A 19259-nucleotide genomic window follows, 5' to 3' on the forward strand; every position below is an offset into this window, starting at 1 on the left:
ATTGGTGGTGTCGCTATGCTAAAACAGCAACAATGGCAGTCATCACCCATAATTTTTAATTCGTAATTCGTAATTCTTCCTATGCGTTTATTTCTCAAAATATTTATTGCTGTTATTATTGTTCATCTTGTATGGAATTTTCGTTCTTGTTCGTATAGCGCACTCAAGCCTATTTTTTCAGAACGTGCCAAAATGAATGCAGTTATGAAAGTAGAACGGAATTATGGAGCAGAAATAGAACGTATTTGTGAAGAATTGGAAGCTCCTTCTGAATATTTTAAGGCATTGGTTTTACTAGAATGCTCAGCCCAAAATCCTCCTCAAAGTCGTTATGAACCCAATGTTTTTGAAAAATTGAAAGCTGTAAAGGAAGGAAGAAGAAAAAAGTACGGAAATTTGACTCAACAAGATTTAGAACGTTATTCTACTCAAGAACTAACTATGTTGGCTACTTCTTGGGGAGCTTTGCAAATTATGGGATACCATGTGGTAAAAGAAGGTTTGACTATTGATGATTTGAATGGAGAAAAAGGACTTCAAATTGCTATTCAATGGTGTATCGCCAATTATGGAAAATATCTTGAAAAAGGAGATTACAAAAATGCCTTTCATATTCATAACACAGGAAAAGAACATCCTATTTTTTGGCAAGCTACCACGTATGACCCACTTTATGTAGATAAAGGACTAATTTATATCGCTTCATTGGAATAAAGATATAAAAAACTAGCTCAAGCGTCGACACTTGAGCTAGTTTTTTATAATCTTATTTCTTCTCATACAAAACGAAACTATAATCATAATCGTTTTTTTCTCCTGCTGTAAAATCATCTTTTCTGATGATATTCCATTCTGATTCATCAAACTCTGGAAAAAAAGTATCTCCTTCTATAACTGCATCAATTTCAGTTATGTACATGTGGGTAACAAGATTTTTATCTAATGCTTGTTTATAGATTTCCCCTCCTCCGATAATAAAAAGCTCTGTTTCATTTTTCTCTTTAGCTTTCTTGATTCCTTCTTCCAATGTATTTATAGTTTGGTCTTCTTCGTATTTTGGCTCATAGTCAGACTTTCTTGTCAAGATAAGAGAGGGACGATCTACAAGCTGAATAGTAAAACTTTCATACGTTTTTCTTCCTACCAAGACATGATGAAAAATCGTACTTTGTTTAAAAAACCGCATATCAGAAGGCATTTTCCAAGGAAGTGAACTATTTGAACCGATGACACCATTTTTTGAGCGTGCTGTGATAATACTAATTTTCATGTGACTATTTTTACTTCTATTTTATAGATTTATTTTATCCAAAATTACTATAAAATTGAGAATTTGTTTGTCTTTTAAATCATTTCCACAAAAAAACCTTATTTGAAATCAATCAAATAAGGTTTTTTAGAGTTTTATAAAAATGAATTCAATTATTAGAATCCAGAATTTTCATTGCGAAGAACGCTGCTAGAGCCTTCTACTACTGTTCCTGTAAGTTTGATAGTAGTTGTTCCTTGTGCACGGCTGTTTGTATAGATTACGATATCGTCTTCAAAAGCTCCCGTTTGTGTTGGAGTAATCACGATTTCTAATTCTTGTGTTTCACCTGCATTTGCAGTAGCTCTTCCTGCTAATTTTACACAGTTACATTTGCTAGTTAGGTTATGAACTTGAAGTTGTTTTTTTCCATCATTTTTGAAAGAAATTTTATAAGTAACAGCTTCTCCTTTTTTGATTTTACCCAAAGCTACTGTAGTACGTTCTACTGTCATTTTTGGATCATTTGCTGGGTCACTTACTACATTTCCACGAATAGTCAAAACTTTTGTAGCTTCAGTTGCATTCGAAGTAATTGTAATTGTTTTATTGAAAGCACCTGGGCGACCTGCACTATTGTAGCTTACATCAATTTTACCAGTCTGACCTGGCATAACTGGCTCACGAGTCCAGTTAGGAGTAGTACAACCACAAGAAGCACGTACATTGCTCAAAATAATTGGTTGATTTCCTGTATTTTTGAAAGTAAATGTTTTTTCAGCTTTGTCTCCTTCTTCTACTGTTGAGAAATCAAAAGATTCTACATCAAATTGAAAAACGCCTTGCGCCATTGCGCCTGCTGATAAAAATAAGAATAAACAAAAGCTAAAAGCTAAAGATGCAAAAGAGTATTTTGTGATTTTCATTGCTAATACGGTTTTTTTAATGATGAAAATTATGTTAATATAATTCTGATGAAAATTCTGATAATGGCAAATTTACAAAATTAGTAAATCAAAACAGATATTTTCTTCAAATTTAAGTGTTAATGAGATGTTAAACTACAATTTAATTATTGTAGCACTTTATAAAGAATGAAAATTTCGTGCCTATTTTTAAATTTAGCTTTAGAATCTATATTGATATGTAATTGTATTTACCCACTCTCTTGAAAGTCCATCAGGATTTGTATAACGTTTTTGCAATTGTTTTCCTAAAAGAAGTTTCAGACTTGAGCGAACTGAAAAATTATATGTTCCTCCAATAAGTCCACTCACAGCAACTCCTTTGCTATCCTCTACTTCTACTCTCTCTCCTGTTGCTGGTGATGTAATTATGTCAGGTGTAAAACGATAAATTGGCAGAATACCAACATTCATACTCCACTTTGAGAAACGAAGATTATATTCTGCTCTAAGCATAGCATCTGTTCCTCTATCTAAAAACTGTGCAACAGGATAATGATTGGCTTTTTCAGACAGTGGATGTTCTTGCCAAATGCCCCATTTAAAGCCATTATCTATTTGATTAAAAGGATGTTGAATACCTGCTGCAAATAAAAAATTTTTATTTATAAATGCAATTCCTGCAATTACATCATAAGTACCTAAGCTAGTCTGATAATACATAGGTAAAGATAAACCTGTATCATTTTTGAAATTTGCATCGTTTGTAGGTATTTTTGCACCCAAAGTAGCGTTTAATTGCCATTCTTTTTTCTGAATAAGTGTTCTTGTCAAACTCAAAGAAATATCTCCAACTCCTTGTGTGTTTGCCAAAGGACCTTGTACAAAAGTATAAGGAAGTTTAATTTGTGCTTGCCATCTGTCAGAAATTCCTACATTTGCCTCTGCAACATAAGAAAGAATTTTGTCATCAAATTTAGTAAGTCCGATATATTGTGTCAAACTAACAGAACGAAGACGAATATTGATTTTTTTGCTAAAAGGCTGGTCAGGGCGCATAGCTCCCATCGTACAAAAACCTGCATCACTACAACCTTGAGCAAAAACAGAAGTTGTTTGTAGAGAAAGCAGAAAACTTAAAACAAGAAGGCTAAATAATAAATTAGACGTACATATTTTTTTCATAATTCTTTTTAGATAACTAAGAGGTACTTTTCAAAAATTCAGATACAACTAAAATGAAACAAGAGATTCAAAAAAGGCGATTTACAACATTTTTTTTACTAATAATTGGTAGTATTTTTTTAATACATATTCCTACAAATAGCTTTGCTAATAATGTAAAAGTAGAAAATTTATACATAACAGAAAATAACTTTTTAGAGTGTACGATAAAATGGGAAAACAGTTGGTTTTTTAACAAAGAACTTACCACAGCTTCAGAAAATTCTTCTTCTACGCAAAAAAATGACTTCATTTTTAAAGATGGAGTTTGGTGTTTTTTAAAGATACGTACAAATGATTATATTTGGAAGCATATATATCTATCAGAAAATGATATTTTTATCAATCAGAATACAACTCAAGTTTCAGATACAGAATTAGAAACAGTAGAGGATAAAGGAGGCTTTTTTCTGAGTTCGATTATACAAGAAGAAAAAAACGGAGTTTCTCAAACTTCTATTTCCATAAAATTACCTGATGAAATAAAAAATCAATTTGGGGTTTATGATATTGCACTTTATGCCGTTGAAATGGTTTGGGTAGATGAGGGAAGTTTTTTTGTAGGAGATGGTGTGAGTTCTCAAAATGCCCTTCGAAAAGCCACACAGACAAATGATAGCACAGATATAAAACCATTTTTGATACACTCTGAAAATGAAATTTTGGTAGGAACAGATCAGGGCAATTTATATGGAAATAATGGAAAAGAAGAATTTGCTAACTCCACAATTCCCACTACTTTTCCAAAGGGTTATGATGGTTTTTGGATTATGAAATATGAAATTAATCAAAATCAATATACAGACTTTCTCAATACTTTGACTTTCAAACAGCAATTAAACAGAACTGCAAACTCTCCAGAAAGTGATGTTGCTACTTCTGCTTTAATAACTTCTTCAAATGCTCTTCGTAATTCTATTTTTATAAAAGAAAAAGGCAACGAAAACTTAAATATTCCTGCAATTTATGAAGTCAGAGAGGGAAAATATAGAGCTTGTAACTGGCTCAATGCAGAAGATGTAGCTGCTTTTTTAGATTGGGCAGCCTTACGACCAATTACAGAATTAGAATTTGAGAAAGCTGCACGAGGAGTAACAAATCCGATAAAAGGAGAGTTTTCTTGGGGAACACCTTATATTGTAGATGCAAATACAATTCAAAATGACGGAACAGAAAGCGAAACCGTTTCGGAACTAGCAAACGTTACAGATTCGGCAGGACTAGCAACTTACAATTCTGGAATAGAAGTCAATCAATTGAATGGAGTTTTGAGAAATGGTTTTAGTGCAAAAGGTTCTGATTTTTCTACTTCTAATTTTGAGTTACGTTTACAAGCAGGTGCAAGTTTTTGGGGAGTAATGGAACTTAGTGGAAATGTTTGGGAATACTGCGTAAAAATAAATCATGCAAACTCATTAAACTTTCAAAGAAACCAAGTAGGAAATGGTTTTTTAGATGAAAATGGAAATGCTGACTTTCTTTCTTTCAATGTAATAGACGGTTTTATTGTGCGTGGTGGTGCTTGGGATAGTGTAACCTATGCAGTGGGAGATTTTAGAGATTTATCGGTTTCGGCTCGTTATTATGCTACACTCAAAAATCAAAACAGACGTGGAACTACTGGAGGAAGAGGAGGAAGATAATAAGTTATCAGTTATCAAAAAAATGATTTTTGAGTTGAGGGTTTAAAAACATTTTATTTCTCTTGTCAGTGTTTCACCCATGAGATGATTGAAGTTTTTGTGGTTTAGCTTGATAAACTTATTTCATACTAAATATTTTACGTACTTTTGAATTCATTTTAATTTCCTAATTATACTAAAAATTAAAAATTATGAACGGTTCTATTCGCTATCTTCAAACTCGTAAAGACAAAAGTGCTATTTTCTTTAAATGTTTGCCTGAAAAAGTAGCTACAATTATAATTAATATAAAAGCAGAAGCAAACTTTGATTTTTCTGAATCATTGCTTTCAGAAGGACTTTCAACAGAACAAACTCCTTTTATTTTGGCAAAAAAACAAGATTTACCTTATACAGGAGAGCGAAACAAAATTATAGAAACGCTTATTCAAGATGGATTTTCCGAATCATCTGCTCAAGATTTCGAACGTGCAGAAGCAATTTATCAACAAGCTAATACAAAGTAACCAGTTATCAGTTATCAGTTATCAGTTATCAGTTATCAGTTAGAGGAAGTTTCTTTCTGTTTTAATTGTTTCAAATTTCTTTTCTTAGTGTTTCTTGCCAACTTAGTGTTAAAATTACTTGTATTCGCCTTTAATTCTACATTCTGATTTCTAAATTCTATCTTTATTAAATGCGCATTTCTATCATTACTCCCTCTTACAATCAAGCTGCTTATCTTGAAAAAACTATTCAATCTATTATTTCGCAAGGATATGATAATTTAGAATATATTTTGATTGATGGAGGAAGTAATGATGGTTCTTTGGAGATTATCAAAAAATATGACGCTCATTTTTCTTTTTGGATAAGTGAAAAAGACGAAGGGCAAAGCCACGCCATTAATAAAGGCTTTGAAAAAGCAACGGGCGACATAATTACGTGGATTAATTCGGACGACCAACTTATGCCCAATGCACTACATACTATTGCAGCCGAATTTGAGAAAGATATAAATAAAGAGATTTTTGTGGTGCATGGAAAGACAATTCTTTTCGGCGAAAATATGCTTGATAAAGAATTTGGAGCTTCTTCAACTGATTTTTTAGAACGTTCTTTGGCTGGTCTTCCTTTTCCTCAACCTTCTTCATTTTTTAGAAAAGAATTAATTGAAAAGTATGGAAACCTAAAAAAAGAATTTCATTTTGGAATGGATTATGAATTTTTTGTACCTGTCTTTCTAAATGAAAAAAGTGTTTATATAGATAGTATTTTTTCAAAATATCTCTATCATACAGAAAGTAAGAGTTTGACGCAACAAAGTGGTTTTGCTAGGGATTATGCAAAAGTTTTTAGTAAAATTTTATCCTCTTTTCAAAATAGCCAAAATACTAAAAATCAAGAAATTGTAAAAAATATACTTTCAAAATTTAAAGAATTAGGTTTTTATACAGAAAATCAAAGTTCTGATGATATTTTTGAGATAACTAATTCTTTTACAGAAACTCAACTTCATTTGGCTTTTTGTTATAATCTTCTGAATCAACTTATTTTTTATTATGAAGCCATCGAAACAAAAGACAAAAAAGAACAGGCTCAAAGTTGGAAACAAGTAAAGAAAATAACTTCTTATTTAGTCAAAAATGAACCTGATTTTGTCGCTAAAAACCCAGAAATAAAACAAGTTTATCAGCGAAGTAAATTTTTAAATCCTACACTTATGGGATTATTAAGGAAAATGAAGAAGGTAATTTGATTATTTTAATCAAATTCGTTCAAGATAATTTCACTTATATCAAAACGAGGAAAATCACCTGTGTTATTGAGTAAAATAATTGTAATATCAGATTCAGGTTGCTTCAAAAACATAGTATAAAATCCAAAATCAGTTCCAGGATGATAAATTATTTTTCGGTCTTTGGAAGTCAGGAAATAATACTTATCAATCATAAAACCATATCCATAATAGGCTTCCCAATCTATATATTCAGCCTGTGGAACAAATAACTTTTCAATCTGAGATAAAGACATAAAGTTTTCGTTTTTACCATCCAATGCTTTACTCCATTTCAATAAATCTTCTGTTGTCGAAGTAATTCCACCTGCTCCAATACTATTTTGAATAAAATAAAATGGCTCTACTTTTCCGTATAAAAAGGCTTTTGATAGATTAGAATTTTCAGTTTTGTCTTCTCCAAAAAAAGTATCATTCATTTCTAAAGGTTCAAAAATTCGCTCTTTTAAAACAATTCCGAAATCTTGATTTGTTATTTTTTCAATGATTCTAGCCAAAATAACATAATTAGAATTTGAATAAGCAAACTTTTTACTCGGCTCAAACTCCAAACTATCACTACAAAAACGATAGACTAATTCTTTTGGTGAAAATGCCTTTGTCATTATTTGAGTAACATATTCATTCTTTTTCAGATAATCTGGAATTCCACTTTGATGGCTCAAAAGCTCTGAAATTTTGATTTGTTTGTGTCTATAACTTGGTAAAAACTTACCTACTGAATCTTCAAAACTAATCTTTCCTTTATTTTCTAATTGCAAGATCAACATAGCTGTAAAAGTCTTACTCAAAGAACCAATCCGAAACTGTGAGTTTTGAGTATTTTGAGTTAATTCATTATTATAGCTTTTCTGTAAAATTGTTTTCCCATCATCAACAATAAGTGCATTTCCATTAAACAAACCTTCATTATTATAGAAAGTAAGTAGGGAGTCCATTCGAACCTTTTTATCTTTTGAAAACTTGTGTAGCTTTTCCTCTATCTGAGTTTTTAGGTCGTTTGCTTTGTTGTTGGCTTCCAAAACTTTCGCAATTTCTACAAAATCATTTGAAGGCAAAACAATTGTATACTCTTTCCAAAAATCTTTATCATAAATAGAATTTTGATGTTCGATGAGCTTTCCTTTTCCTAAAATCTCCTCTTCTTCAAAAGGTGTTTTATTAGTCGTGTCAATTTCCGTAGTGAGATAATCAACTTGTGTGTCCAAATCAAAATTGAAATTCTGACGAGTAGAACTAAAATTAAGTAGCGTATTATCTGAAACATTATTCAAATAGTATGTATCTCCAACTTTTTTATATTGAATTTGATAGTGATTATCTACGACTTCGATATGAACATCAAGCAAATTCATCAATACTCTTGTTGCTGCATCGCCAAATTTGTTATATTTGATTCCTTTTTCACTCAATTTAAAATCAAAATAAAGAAAAGCAAATGTTTCTTTATCGATAAGAATATAGCCCTTGTAGCCCGATTTTTTCTCCTCTTTTTGGTCAAAAGTAATTTTGAAAGCTGCTTTTCCATCGACCATTTTATACTCTTCTAGCTCAAAAGTATGTAGTTTTAACCCTTTTTTGGTAAGTAAATCAATTCCGTTTTTATAATTTACAATATCCATTTCAAAAATTGCTTTTGGTTTTAGTCCCAAATCAATTCCTTTTGAAGCCTTTTCATCTTTTATAGCTCTCATTTTTTCTAGCTTAAACTGCTGATTTGGATTATCTGTTTTGGAAAGATGAAGGTCAAAAACGGCTTCTGACAAATGCACATAGTTTTTTCCTTGTTGAGCATCTTTTTGGGAAACAACTCTATAAAAACTTTTTGTTTTATGAGATTCGTTATAATAGTTTTTAGGAATATTCTCTATTGCTTTTTGGATAATAAAATCGGCTGTATAATCTTGAACAACGATTTCATTGAGCTTGGTTTGGTCAGTTTCTAAGAAAATGACAGTTTTCTTTTGAAAAATTAAATCAGAAACAGCTATTTTTTTGGTTTTATAACCGATATAAGAAATAAAAAGTGTGTCGTTTTTCTGCTTTTTAGGAATGAGAAGTCTAAATTTTCCTTCTGAATTACTGACAGTTCCTAGTTGTGTCTTTTTGAGATAGACATTACAAAAAGGTAAAATTTCTTTGGTTTCTTTGTCTTGTAAAATACCTTCTACTACGCTATTTTGAGCAAATAAAGAAGAATTTGACAGAAAAAATAAAGACAATAAAAAAAAGGAAAAACAAGATTTTTTTGAGATAAAAGACATTTTGAAGTGAGTTAGGTGGCTTTTAGTAAAATACTATTTTTAAGATTCTAACTCACTACGGTAGAAATTGGGGTTTTGTTGAAAGATTTATAAACTTTGACAGTTTTTTCATAAGACTGTCAATAGTTAGTTCGCAACTATTGTCAGAGTTATTTTGGATTACCAAAAAAACTACTGACAAAGTTTTAATAAACAGAAAAATCACTAAACCTTTGTCAAACCCAACTTCTTGCCTTCTTTCAGCATAAAATTAAATGCTTCTTCGTATTCGTTTCTAATTTCTCCTTCCAAAATGGCTTCTCGGATAGCAATTTTTATTTTTCCTACTTCTGCTGAAGGTTTGAGTCCAAACGTTTTCATAATTATTTCGCCATCAATAACAGGTTGAAAAGTACGCAATTGGTCTTTTTCTTCTACTTCTGACATTCGTTTTTCTACCTTATCAAAATTTTGTAGATAACGCTGCACTCGGCTATGGTCTTTTGAGGTAATATCAGCACGACAAAGCATCATAAGTGCATCTACATCTTCACCAGCTTCAAAAAGCACACGACGAATAGCCGAATCGGTAATTGTCTTTTTAACAAGAGCAATAGGACGCAAATGAAGCCTAACTAATTTTTGCACAAAACGCATATTAGAGTCTAAAGGAAGACGTAGTTTTTTGAAAATATATGGAGTCATTCGTGCGCCTTTGTCTTCATGTCCGTGGAAAGTCCATCCTACACGCTTATCAAAACGTTTTGTTGCTGGCTTTGCAATATCGTGCATAATAGCTGCCCAACGCAACCACAAATCATCAGAAACTTTGGCTACATTGTCCAAAACCTGTAATGTATGATAAAAATTATCTTTGTGTCCTTTTCCATCAATATATTCTACGCCATGCAAATCTGTCATTTCAGAGAAAATAAGCTCCAAAAGTCCACATTGAAACAACAACTTAAAACCATACGAAGGAGGATTCGAAAGTATAATTTTATTGAGTTCTGTTGTGATGCGTTCTTGCGAAATAATCTTTATTCTTTCTTTTTGAGTAGAAAGAGCCTCAAAGGTATTTACTTCAATATCAAAGCCGAGTTGAGAAGCAAAACGCACAGCACGAAGCATACGCAAAGGATCGTCAGAAAATGTCTTTTCAGGAGCTAAAGGAGTACGAATTATTTTTTTACGCAAGTCTTTCAATCCATCAAAAGGATCTAAAAACTTTCCATACGTTTCTGCATTCAGACTAACAGCAAGCGCATTGATTGTAAAATCTCTACGTTTTTGGTCATCTTCTAGTGTTCCTTCTTCTACAGTTGGTTTTCTTGAATCAAAATCATACGATTCTTTTCTTGCGCCTACAAACTCCACTTCTATTTTTTGCTTAGTTTGCTCATCTTCTAGCGTAATCATTGCCGTTCCGAAACGCTTAAAAATAGAAACGTTTACAAAAACATTATTTGCTTGTCCATACGATTTAGCCACATGTTTGGCAAGTGTAATTCCACTTCCAATACAGACAATATCAATATCTTTGGTTTCTTTTTTTCTCTTTAATAAGAAATCTCGTACAAATCCACCTATTACAAAAGTTTGTAAATTTAGCGCATCAGCACTATTTTTTATCCACTCAAAAATAGATGTTTCGTTTAATAATTCTGTAAGTTCTGCTGGTTGTTTTGTTTCAGTTGTCTTCATGACACAAAAGTAAGGTATTTTTATCAATCATCAATGAAAATAGAAGAGTTGTGTTGCTTCTTTCCGAAAGCTAAAGCATTCGATACTTTTTTCTCACGCTAAAGCGTAAGCTACTTTAAAAATTCTTTCAAAATTTTGAATTCTTCGTCGGTATGTTGTGGAAAGTTAGCAATTCTGAATGTATTTTGTTTCCATTTTCCATATCCATTTCCTAAAATAATATTCGATTGATTGGCTTTTTGTTTTAAAAAACTAAGTTTTGGTTCATTTAGTTCTATTGCTAAGACAGTTTGAGAACGAACAGATTTATTTTCTATCAATATTTTATATCTATTTTCTTCTAAAAAATCATATAAATCAGTTGCTCTTTTTTCTAGTTTTTGAGAAGTAACAGAAATAGTGGGAATAAAACTAGTCACTTTGGAAAGCAAATATATTCCAAAAACATTGGGTGTATAAGTCGTTTGAAAGTCTTTTGCTTTTTCTAGTAAAAATGAAAGTTGATTGTATTTTTTTGGTTTGTGTTTGTCGTTGGTCGGGACACCAACAACAGCAGAAGGTTTATCATTGGTAAGAGCAATAGCAGAGTTATTTTTTGAATTTTGAATTTCATTTTGATAAAAATCAATTAAGTTAGGCGAAAGAGCCATAATTCCAAGACCAGCAGGAAGCCCAAAACATTTTTGAACAGACACAAACCACGCATCAGCATCAGAGAAGTTTAGATTTTGTCCTCCCCAAGAAGAAGTAGCATCTACAAAAATGAAATCGTTTTGTCTATTCTGTCTAATTTCTGAGAGTATTTGTTGAGAAATTTGAGTTGCATTTGATGTCTCATTCTGACACAGACAAATTATATTAGGTAAATAATCATTTTGTGGGATTTGTTGAAAAAACACATCTTCTAGTTGCTCATTAAGACCAAACTCAATTCCAAAACTCGTCTTTGGATAATTTACTTTTCTGTACTCAAACCATTTTTTACCAAAAGCACCATTGTAAAAATGATAGGTATTCAATTCTGAAAAAGAATCATTGCCAAATGTATCGTTTAAAATATGCCAACATTCTGTAGCCGAAGAAGTAAAAACGATTGTATAGTCTTTGGGGATATTGTGTTTGTCTTGTAGATTTTTGACAATATTTTCATATATCTGCATAAATTTTTGGCTACGATGTTGAATGCTTAAAATGCCATCATCATAAGCCTCTTTGAGCCAATCTTTTATTTGTGGATATACTTTTGAAGGTCCTGGGTAGAAATTCATTTATTTTTTTTATTAATTATGACTTTAATCAAATTTTATAAGAAAAAACGATAAAAGAAAGTTTTGAATGACTTATATTTTTGTAATTTGGCTTTAGCTTTGTATTTTTGCTTGCTTAAAATCAATAGTAGTTATGAATTACTTTTAGCTTTATCGATATAAAATCTATTGTAAAGATGAATATTTTGATAAAACTGTTTACTGATTATAAAGAAAAAATTTTTACTTCATTTTCCTAAATTTATACGAATGGCTTATTTGTTCACTTCTGAATCTGTATCTGAAGGACATCCAGATAAAATCTCTGACCAAATCTCTGACGCTGTATTAGATGCAATGCTTTCTCAAGATCCAAAATCAAGAGTAGCTTGTGAAACACTTGTAACAACAGGACTTGTAGTAGTAGCTGGAGAAGTTACTACACAGGCGTATGTTGATATTGCAGAGGTAGCTCGCAAGACAATTAAACATATTGGTTATAACAGTGATGAATATCGTTTTGATGCAGAATCTTGTGGTGTTATTGTTACTCTTCATAGTCAATCTCCTGATATTGCTCAAGGCGTAGATAGAGAAAATGAAGAACAAGGTGCAGGTGACCAAGGAATGATGTTTGGTTATGCAACTAAAGAAACTCCTGAATATATGCCAATGGCTCTTGCTTTTTCTCACCGAATTGTGAAAGAACTTGCCAAAATCCGTAAAGAAGAATCGCATTTAATGCCTTATTTACGTCCTGATGCAAAAGCACAAGTTACTATTCAGTATGATGATAATAACCAGCCTATTCATGTTCATACAGTTGTAGTTTCTACTCAACATGATGATTTTGATTCGGAAGCTGCTATGCTTGCAAAAATCAACGAAGATGTTAAGAAAATTGTCATTCCTCGTGTTATTACTGATAAATTAATTACAAAAGATACTGTTTTCCATATCAATCCTACTGGAAAATTTGTAATTGGAGGTCCTCATGGTGATGCTGGTCTTACAGGTCGTAAGATTATTGTTGATACATACGGTGGAAAAGGCGCACACGGTGGTGGAGCATTTTCTGGAAAAGATTCTTCCAAAGTAGATAGAAGTGCAGCGTATGCAACTCGTCATATTGCCAAAAATTTGGTAGCTGCTGGAATTGCTGATGAAGCTCTTGTTCAGGTTGCTTATGCAATTGGTGTAGCAAAGCCTGTTTCTCTTTCTGTAGATACTTATGGTACTTCTAAAGTAGATTTGACAGACGGACAGATTGCAGAAAAATTAAATGAAATCTTCGATATGCGTCCTTCAGCTATTATTAGTCGTTTAGGACTTACAAATCCTATTTTCTCTCCAACGGCTGCTTACGGACATATGGGACGTGAAACATATACAGACAAAGTAAGTTTTTCTACTATCAAATCTGAACAAAAAGGGAATGTTACTAGCCAAACTACGACAGTAGAAGAGCGTGAAGTAGAATTCTTTACTTGGGAAAAATTGGATTATGTAGATAAAATTAAAGCTGCATTTAAACATGCTTCAAAGACAGTAGAAGCATAATTAACTTAAAACAATTAGCTAAAATAAAAAGCCTTTCAAATCTATTATTTATAGAATTGAAAGGCTTTTTTATTTATTCATCAAGAAGAATAATTATTCTGTATCAGCTATATTTTTAACTGTAAGCACTTTGAGCATGCGCTCTAGTTCTGCTAGACGTTTTTCGGTATCTGATTGTTGATTATTCTGTGTAGCTTCATTCTTAGCATTTAATTTTTCAGAATCTATCAATTTGTTTTCAAGTTCTTCCAAACGAGTTTCTAATTCTTGAAGTTTTGTTTCTTTCTGTTCAATTATTTCTTGTTGTTCTTTAGTAGCTTGTAACAAAACGGGAACAAGACCTATATAATTTACAGATTTAAAACCATTTTCATCTGTAACTACCAAATTAGGAAATACTTCTTCTACTTCTTGAGCAATTACTCCAAATTGAAATCTATTATTCATGGCAACTGTATCCTTCCAGTAATAAGTAGTTCCACGTAAAGACAAAATATCATTGAGTGAATTATTCATTGTTTGAATATTTCTCTTATAACGAATATCACTAGGATTTGTAAAATTTCCATCCACTCTCAAATCTCCTTCTATTCTTACATCATCTTTAAAGTTTGAGTTTTCTTTTACATTGATACCCTTATCAAATTTGGCTTCTGTATCATTTACGTGAAAATGGTCTCCATAATGATCAAATTCACCATACATGTCAAATCTATCATCCAGATTACTTGCATCACCAAAAATAACATCATTACCTCCACCTACTAAGAAATCTCCATTTACAGTTAAATCTCCTGACGTAGCAGGTAAAGAACTAGCAAAAGAAGATTGATCTTCCCAATATACTGTACCACTAGCACTAGTCAAAAGCACTTTGTCATTTCCTCCACTTTGAATTTTGTTAGCACTCACTGCATTATTTGTAATTTTACTATTAGTTATAGCATTATTTGCAATTTTGTTACTTGTAACAGCATTATTTTGAATTTTTAGCTCTGAAACTGCTCCATTCAATAATTTTGTATCCGTTATAGAACCATTTTGAATTTTTTGGGAAGTTATAGTTCCATCTTGAATTTTTTGAGAATTAACAGAGTTATCAGCAAGTTCATTTGTAGTGACAACATTAGCATTTAATTGTAAATTAGGATACGTACCGTTTAAATCGCCACTAGCAGCTCCTAAAGAACCCGAAGTAAAGGTACTTCTATCTTCCCAAGTTACACTTCCTGAACCGTCCGTTATCATAACTGTATTAGCTGTCCCACCTTGAATTTTTTGAGAAGTTACAGCATAATCAGCAAGTTCAATTGAAGTAACAGCATTAGGATTAATTTCTAAATTGGGATACGTACCATTTAAATCGCCACTAGCTGCTCCTAAAGAACCTGAAGTAAAGGTACTTCTATCTTCCCAAGTTACATTGCCACTGCCATCAGTGACCATCACTGTATTGGCTGAACCTTTTTTGATTTTTGATTCTGTGATAGCTTCATTAGTAATATTAATCGTCTCAACAGCATTATCAGATAATTCAAAACTTGAAACTACGTTTTCTTTTAGTTGAAGAGCATCATAAGTGCCTTCAATGTCACCATCTGCTGAACCTAAACTAGTTGGAGTGACATCAAAATTACTGCGATTTTCCCAACTTACATTGCCACTGCCATCAGTGACCATCACTGTATTAGCTGAACCTTTTTTGATTTTATCCTCTGTGATAGCTTCATTAGTAATATTAATCGTTTCTACTGCATTATCAGATAATTCAAAACTTGAAACTACGTTTTCTTTTAGTTGAAGAGCATCATAAGTGCCTTCAATATCGCCATCTGCCGAACCTAAACTAGTTGGAGTGACATCAAAATTACTGCGATTTTCCCAACTTACATTGCCACTGCCATCAGTGACCATCACTGTATTGGCTGAACCTTTTTTGATTTTTGATTCTGTTACAGCTTCATTTTCTATATTATTCGTTTCTACTGCATTATCAGATAACTCAAAACTTGAAACTACATTTTCTTTTAGTTGAAGGGCATCATAAGTGCCTTCAATATCACCATCGGCTGAACCTAAACTAGTTGGAGTAACATCAAAATTACTTCTGTCTTCCCAAGTTACGTTTCCTGAACCATCCGTTACCATAACTGTATTGGCTGAACCTTTTTTGATTTTTGATTCTGTGATAGCTTCATTAGTAATATTGATCGTCTCAACTGCATTATCAGATAATTCAAAACTTGAAACTACGTTTTCTTTCAGTTGAAGAGCATCATAAGTGCCTTCAATATCACCATCGGCTGAACCTAAACTAGTTGGAGTGACATCAAAATTACTGCGATTTTCCCAACTTACGTTTCCACTGCCATCAGTGACCATCACTGTATTGGCTGAACCTTTTTTGATTTTTGATTCTGTGATAGCTTCATTAGTAATATTAATCGTCTCAACTGCATTATCAGATAACTCAAAACTTGAAACTACGTTTTCTTTTAGCTCTAAAGCTGAGTAATCACCACTTAAATCACCTCCTGCATTTCCAAGTGAACCTGAAGTAAAGGTACTTCTGTCTACCCAAATAACTTCTCCTGTTCCTGTTGTTGTAAGAACTTTATTATTTCCTCCTCCTTGAATTTTAGTTTCTGTAATTGCACCTTCTTGAATTTTATCTGTAGTTATAGCATTAGTATTAATATCTTCTGTCTCAATAGTGTTATCTGCAATTTTATTAGTGGTTATTACTCCATCATTGATTTGAAGGTTTGTATAATTGCCACTTATATCTCCACCTGCATTACCCAAAGAATTTGGATTGCTTTGTAAATCTGTTTTGTTAAGCCAAACAACTTCTCCTATCGAATTAGTAGTAAGAATTTTATTATTTCCTCCTCCCTCAATACTAGAGGGCTTGACAGAGCCAGTAGCTACACTTTTAGCCATATAGGCATAAGGTACAGAATTTAGTGAAGTAGCTATCATAGGAGCAGTATCGCCTATTTTTATTCTCAATCTCAAGTTAGGATTTTCGCTAAAAAGTGTATTTTCAATAGGATTGTTACTGCCCAAAACAACTGAATAAAGCCCTCTTTGAATAACAACTTGTTGTGTTTCAGACCATTTTACTTGGTCATTTTCAGAAATAAATTCAAATAAAATAGTCTCATTTCCTTCATAAAGTTGTCCATTTTGCATTAGCTTTCCTTGATAAGAAATACCTGATGAATAAGAGAAAATATTAGTTTGAGCGTATAGATAAAAAGGCATACAGATAAAGCATACCAATAAAAGTAAAAATGATTTCATAGCTGGGAAAAGTAAAAATGCAGATAAAAAAGAATGTTATCAACTAAAACTTTAACTAAAAATTAGATAGAGAAAATAAAAATGCTCTAACTCAATAAAGAAGTTGAATACAAAAATTTTGGAATTAAAAAATAATAACATCATCAAACCAATAAAATAAAATATTGGTGTTATATAATGTGATTGGTTTTATAACGCAAATTCTTAAATTATGTTTGTTTTTTTTTACTTTTGTTTAGGATTTATCAGTAATACTCTAAGTATAAAAGAGTTAAAGTAAACAAGTCAGGTCGTTTTTAATTAAACATTATAGTCATTTTAAAATATTTTGATGCTATTTTTTGTTGTAGTATTTAATTTAAAGTTATTATTTATTCTTAATCCGTTTACTTGATTTTCTCCAATAATTCCTACCCAAACTATATTAGTTTTGGATAACAAAACATAAACAAAATTTCTTTGATAAATCGAAATTTTGAGGTCAGTTAGAAAATCTCCTACATTCTTTTTATTTTTCATTCCTAATGGAATAAATTTATCTCCATCTTTCCATTTTCTCAATTTCAAAGGAAATTCTAATTTATCTAAATCTAAATACATAGCTTTTCCTTTGAAATTAGCATCTTTTGGGTTACATTTTTCTAAAGTTAAATTAATTTCATCTGTATTACTTTTAATAATAAAATTATCTGACTCATTAGAATTGAATAGAATTAAAAATTCTTTATCTTCCTCATCAATTTGATTTTGGTTTTGATTGACTAAAATCCATTCCTTTTTATTTGTATAGAGAATATGTGATTTTGAGATAAAAGTTTTAGTTTCTTGTTCAGAGTTCTCTAGCTGTTCTACAATTTGTTTGGCTTGTTTGTATGAAAATCCTTGTTTTTTGAGAAATTCAGAAATAATAAGTAAAGGTTCTATTAATTTCTTCAGCTCAGAAACGTATATTAAGCTACTTTTATCCTTATCTATTGAAATTGTCTTTTCAAATTCTTTTACGTGAAATTGAAGTAAGTTTTCCATACTTCGTAACCTCTCAGAAGTATTTAGAAATGTTTTTTCTATATCTGAATTTATTTCTGTGAGACGAGGAATAATTTGATGTCGTATAAAATTACGTTTGTATTTTTCAGTCTGATTGCTGGCATCTTCTCGCCACTTTAAATTATTTTCTTTGGCATAATTCAAAATTTCCTCTTTGGTAAGACAAAGCAAAGGACGAATAATTTGAGTTTGTTCTTTGGTAATTTTTCGTTTTGGCAAAATTCCTCTCAAACCTGAAATACCTGTTCCTTTACTCAAATGATAAATAGAGGTTTCTAAAGAGTCCGATAAATGATGTGCTGTCGCAACAAAATCATAATTTTCTGTTTGACTAATTTTTTCAAAAAAATTATATCTCAATTCTCTAGCTATAAGTTGAATAGATTTTTGCTGCTCTTTCGCAACCTTTTTTGTATCAAATCTTATAGCATGAAAAGGAAGGTTGTTTTTTATAGCATATTCTTTTATCAGCATTTCATCTTGATCGGACTCTTTACCTCTCAAACTAAAATTACAATGAGCAATTCCGATTTTACTTATTTTTTTATCACAATTAGAGTTTATTTTCAACAAAATATCAATTAAAACCATTGAATCTACGCCACCACTAGCAGCCACAAGAATGGATTTATTTTCTAAGTCAAAATTATTTTTAGTACAAAAAAAATCAATTGTTTTTAAAATTGTCATTAGTTTCTTCTTTAAAATGAAGTGGTTTATAGGGTATTTTCATTTTTGGGGATCAGAAAAACGTTGTGTTCTTTAAAATTTGAGGTTATTTATTGGATGTGCATAGTTAAGTTTTATAAATTGTAATATTATAATGTCTTTCTTTTACTATACGTTCTAGATGATAGAAAAAATTAGAATAATTATCATCTTTCAAGTACAATGAAACTATACAATTTTCACTTAGTGTATTCAGTACTTTGAGGGTATTTTCCTTATCATTTATCAAAAGATAACTAGTTGGGAATTGTAAAGTCTTGCCTTCTATATCTTCAATAATAAATATGTCATTTGGGTAGAAATGAATATTTAAAGAACGAATATTAGTAGAAGGCAGAAAAAATTCTTGTATTCCAAATTTTTTACTAAAACCCACACCTCCTTTATACATGTAGAAAGCATCTTCTAAGAATTTTTTATGAATAGTTTTCAAGTTTGTTCCCTTTAAATGATGTTCTATTTCACTAACAAAAAAAATAAGAAGCGAAAAAAGCAATGCTCCTACAAAAGGAAAAGGATTTTCTATAAAAAAAGAGCAACTCAAACCAATTAAAAGCATTAAAATAAGTAAAATATAAAGTAGAGATTTTTTGTATAAAATATAATTTTGTTGAGCCATTTCTCC

The 19259-nt window shown here is 31.3% G+C and carries 14 protein-coding genes; 5 read left to right on the top strand and 9 right to left on the bottom strand.

The window, feature by feature from the left end:
* Nucleotides 1-81 precede the first annotated feature (81 nt).
* Nucleotides 82-714 carry a hypothetical protein gene (locus V9L04_RS21205; protein WP_338791931.1) on the top strand — a complete coding sequence of 211 codons (633 nt, stop codon included), beginning with the start codon at nucleotides 82-84 and terminating at the stop codon, nucleotides 712-714.
* A gap of 52 nt (nucleotides 715-766) precedes the next feature.
* On the opposite strand, the gene V9L04_RS21210 is transcribed toward V9L04_RS21205, so the two are convergent.
* The 3 genes from V9L04_RS21210 to V9L04_RS21220 form a co-directional block, all read right to left on the bottom strand.
* Nucleotides 767-1270, bottom strand: a complete 504-nt coding sequence (locus tag V9L04_RS21210) for a dihydrofolate reductase (RefSeq protein ID WP_338791932.1) — start codon at nucleotides 1268-1270, stop codon at nucleotides 767-769.
* 155 nt (nucleotides 1271-1425) lie between these two features.
* Nucleotides 1426-2175 carry a DUF1573 domain-containing protein gene (locus V9L04_RS21215; protein ID WP_338791933.1) on the bottom strand — a complete coding sequence of 250 codons (750 nt, stop codon included), beginning with the start codon at nucleotides 2173-2175 and terminating at the stop codon, nucleotides 1426-1428.
* Nucleotides 2176-2376: 201 nt separating this feature from the next.
* Complete coding sequence (locus V9L04_RS21220) at nucleotides 2377-3339, bottom strand: hypothetical protein (RefSeq protein ID WP_338791934.1); 963 nt, start codon at nucleotides 3337-3339, stop codon at nucleotides 2377-2379.
* A gap of 53 nt (nucleotides 3340-3392) precedes the next feature.
* On the opposite strand from V9L04_RS21220, the gene V9L04_RS21225 reads away from it, so the two are divergent.
* From V9L04_RS21225 to V9L04_RS21235, 3 genes are all read left to right on the top strand, one after another.
* Complete coding sequence (locus V9L04_RS21225; RefSeq protein WP_338791935.1) at nucleotides 3393-5021, top strand: SUMF1/EgtB/PvdO family nonheme iron enzyme; 1629 nt, start codon at nucleotides 3393-3395, stop codon at nucleotides 5019-5021.
* Nucleotides 5022-5212: 191 nt separating this feature from the next.
* On the top strand, nucleotides 5213-5527 hold the full coding sequence (locus tag V9L04_RS21230; protein WP_338791936.1) for a DUF6495 family protein: 315 nt from the start codon (nucleotides 5213-5215) through the stop codon (nucleotides 5525-5527).
* A 170-nt stretch (nucleotides 5528-5697) separates the two neighbouring features.
* Nucleotides 5698-6759, top strand: coding sequence for a glycosyltransferase family 2 protein (locus V9L04_RS21235; protein WP_338791937.1), 1062 nt, complete (start codon nucleotides 5698-5700; stop codon nucleotides 6757-6759).
* 5 nt (nucleotides 6760-6764) lie between these two features.
* On the opposite strand, the gene V9L04_RS21240 is transcribed toward V9L04_RS21235, so the two are convergent.
* The 3 genes from V9L04_RS21240 to V9L04_RS21250 form a co-directional block, all read right to left on the bottom strand.
* Nucleotides 6765-9062 (bottom strand): serine hydrolase, encoded by a 2298-nt coding sequence (locus tag V9L04_RS21240; RefSeq protein WP_338791938.1) that lies wholly within the window; start codon nucleotides 9060-9062, stop codon nucleotides 6765-6767.
* Nucleotides 9063-9266: 204 nt separating this feature from the next.
* Complete coding sequence (locus V9L04_RS21245; protein ID WP_338791939.1) at nucleotides 9267-10745, bottom strand: HD domain-containing protein; 1479 nt, start codon at nucleotides 10743-10745, stop codon at nucleotides 9267-9269.
* 110 nt (nucleotides 10746-10855) lie between these two features.
* Nucleotides 10856-12013, bottom strand: coding sequence for an aminotransferase class V-fold PLP-dependent enzyme (locus tag V9L04_RS21250; protein ID WP_338791940.1), 1158 nt, complete (start codon nucleotides 12011-12013; stop codon nucleotides 10856-10858).
* A 249-nt stretch (nucleotides 12014-12262) separates the two neighbouring features.
* Between V9L04_RS21250 and metK the strand changes: the two genes are divergently transcribed.
* Nucleotides 12263-13552 (top strand): methionine adenosyltransferase, encoded by a 1290-nt coding sequence (gene metK, locus V9L04_RS21255; RefSeq protein ID WP_338791941.1) that lies wholly within the window; start codon nucleotides 12263-12265, stop codon nucleotides 13550-13552.
* Nucleotides 13553-13645: 93 nt separating this feature from the next.
* Here the strand turns inward: metK and V9L04_RS21260 are convergent, their stop codons facing one another.
* The 3 genes from V9L04_RS21260 to V9L04_RS21270 form a co-directional block, all read right to left on the bottom strand.
* Nucleotides 13646-16858 (bottom strand): tail fiber domain-containing protein, encoded by a 3213-nt coding sequence (locus V9L04_RS21260; RefSeq protein ID WP_338791942.1) that lies wholly within the window; start codon nucleotides 16856-16858, stop codon nucleotides 13646-13648.
* A gap of 318 nt (nucleotides 16859-17176) precedes the next feature.
* Nucleotides 17177-18595 (bottom strand): tRNA lysidine(34) synthetase TilS, encoded by a 1419-nt coding sequence (gene tilS / locus V9L04_RS21265; protein WP_338791943.1) that lies wholly within the window; start codon nucleotides 18593-18595, stop codon nucleotides 17177-17179.
* A gap of 106 nt (nucleotides 18596-18701) precedes the next feature.
* Complete coding sequence (locus tag V9L04_RS21270; protein ID WP_338791944.1) at nucleotides 18702-19253, bottom strand: hypothetical protein; 552 nt, start codon at nucleotides 19251-19253, stop codon at nucleotides 18702-18704.
* Nucleotides 19254-19259: the final 6 nt, after the last annotated feature.

It is taken from the genome of Bernardetia sp. MNP-M8, from assembly GCF_037126285.1.
In the GTDB taxonomy this organism is placed as follows: Bacteria; Bacteroidota; Bacteroidia; order Cytophagales; family Bernardetiaceae; genus Bernardetia.

Excerpts from the sequence above, each read along its gene's own strand:
- V9L04_RS21210 (WP_338791932.1), bottom strand. The coding sequence starts at position 1,270 with ATGAAAATTAGTATTATCACAGCACGCTCAAAAAATGGTGTCATCGGT.
- V9L04_RS21270 (WP_338791944.1), bottom strand. The coding sequence starts at position 19,253 with ATGGCTCAACAAAATTATATTTTATACAAAAAATCTCTACTTTATATT.
- V9L04_RS21260 (WP_338791942.1), bottom strand. The coding sequence starts at position 16,858 with ATGAAATCATTTTTACTTTTATTGGTATGCTTTATCTGTATGCCTTTT.
- V9L04_RS21245 (WP_338791939.1), bottom strand. The coding sequence starts at position 10,745 with ATGAAGACAACTGAAACAAAACAACCAGCAGAACTTACAGAATTATTA.
- V9L04_RS21220 (WP_338791934.1), bottom strand. The coding sequence starts at position 3,339 with ATGAAAAAAATATGTACGTCTAATTTATTATTTAGCCTTCTTGTTTTA.
- V9L04_RS21215 (WP_338791933.1), bottom strand. The coding sequence starts at position 2,175 with ATGAAAATCACAAAATACTCTTTTGCATCTTTAGCTTTTAGCTTTTGT.
- V9L04_RS21235 (WP_338791937.1), top strand. The coding sequence starts at position 5,698 with ATGCGCATTTCTATCATTACTCCCTCTTACAATCAAGCTGCTTATCTT.
- V9L04_RS21250 (WP_338791940.1), bottom strand. The coding sequence starts at position 12,013 with ATGAATTTCTACCCAGGACCTTCAAAAGTATATCCACAAATAAAAGAT.
- V9L04_RS21225 (WP_338791935.1), top strand. The coding sequence starts at position 3,393 with ATGAAACAAGAGATTCAAAAAAGGCGATTTACAACATTTTTTTTACTA.
- V9L04_RS21205 (WP_338791931.1), top strand. The coding sequence starts at position 82 with ATGCGTTTATTTCTCAAAATATTTATTGCTGTTATTATTGTTCATCTT.
- V9L04_RS21240 (WP_338791938.1), bottom strand. The coding sequence starts at position 9,062 with ATGTCTTTTATCTCAAAAAAATCTTGTTTTTCCTTTTTTTTATTGTCT.
- V9L04_RS21230 (WP_338791936.1), top strand. The coding sequence starts at position 5,213 with ATGAACGGTTCTATTCGCTATCTTCAAACTCGTAAAGACAAAAGTGCT.
- metK (WP_338791941.1), top strand. The coding sequence starts at position 12,263 with ATGGCTTATTTGTTCACTTCTGAATCTGTATCTGAAGGACATCCAGAT.
- tilS (WP_338791943.1), bottom strand. The coding sequence starts at position 18,595 with ATGACAATTTTAAAAACAATTGATTTTTTTTGTACTAAAAATAATTTT.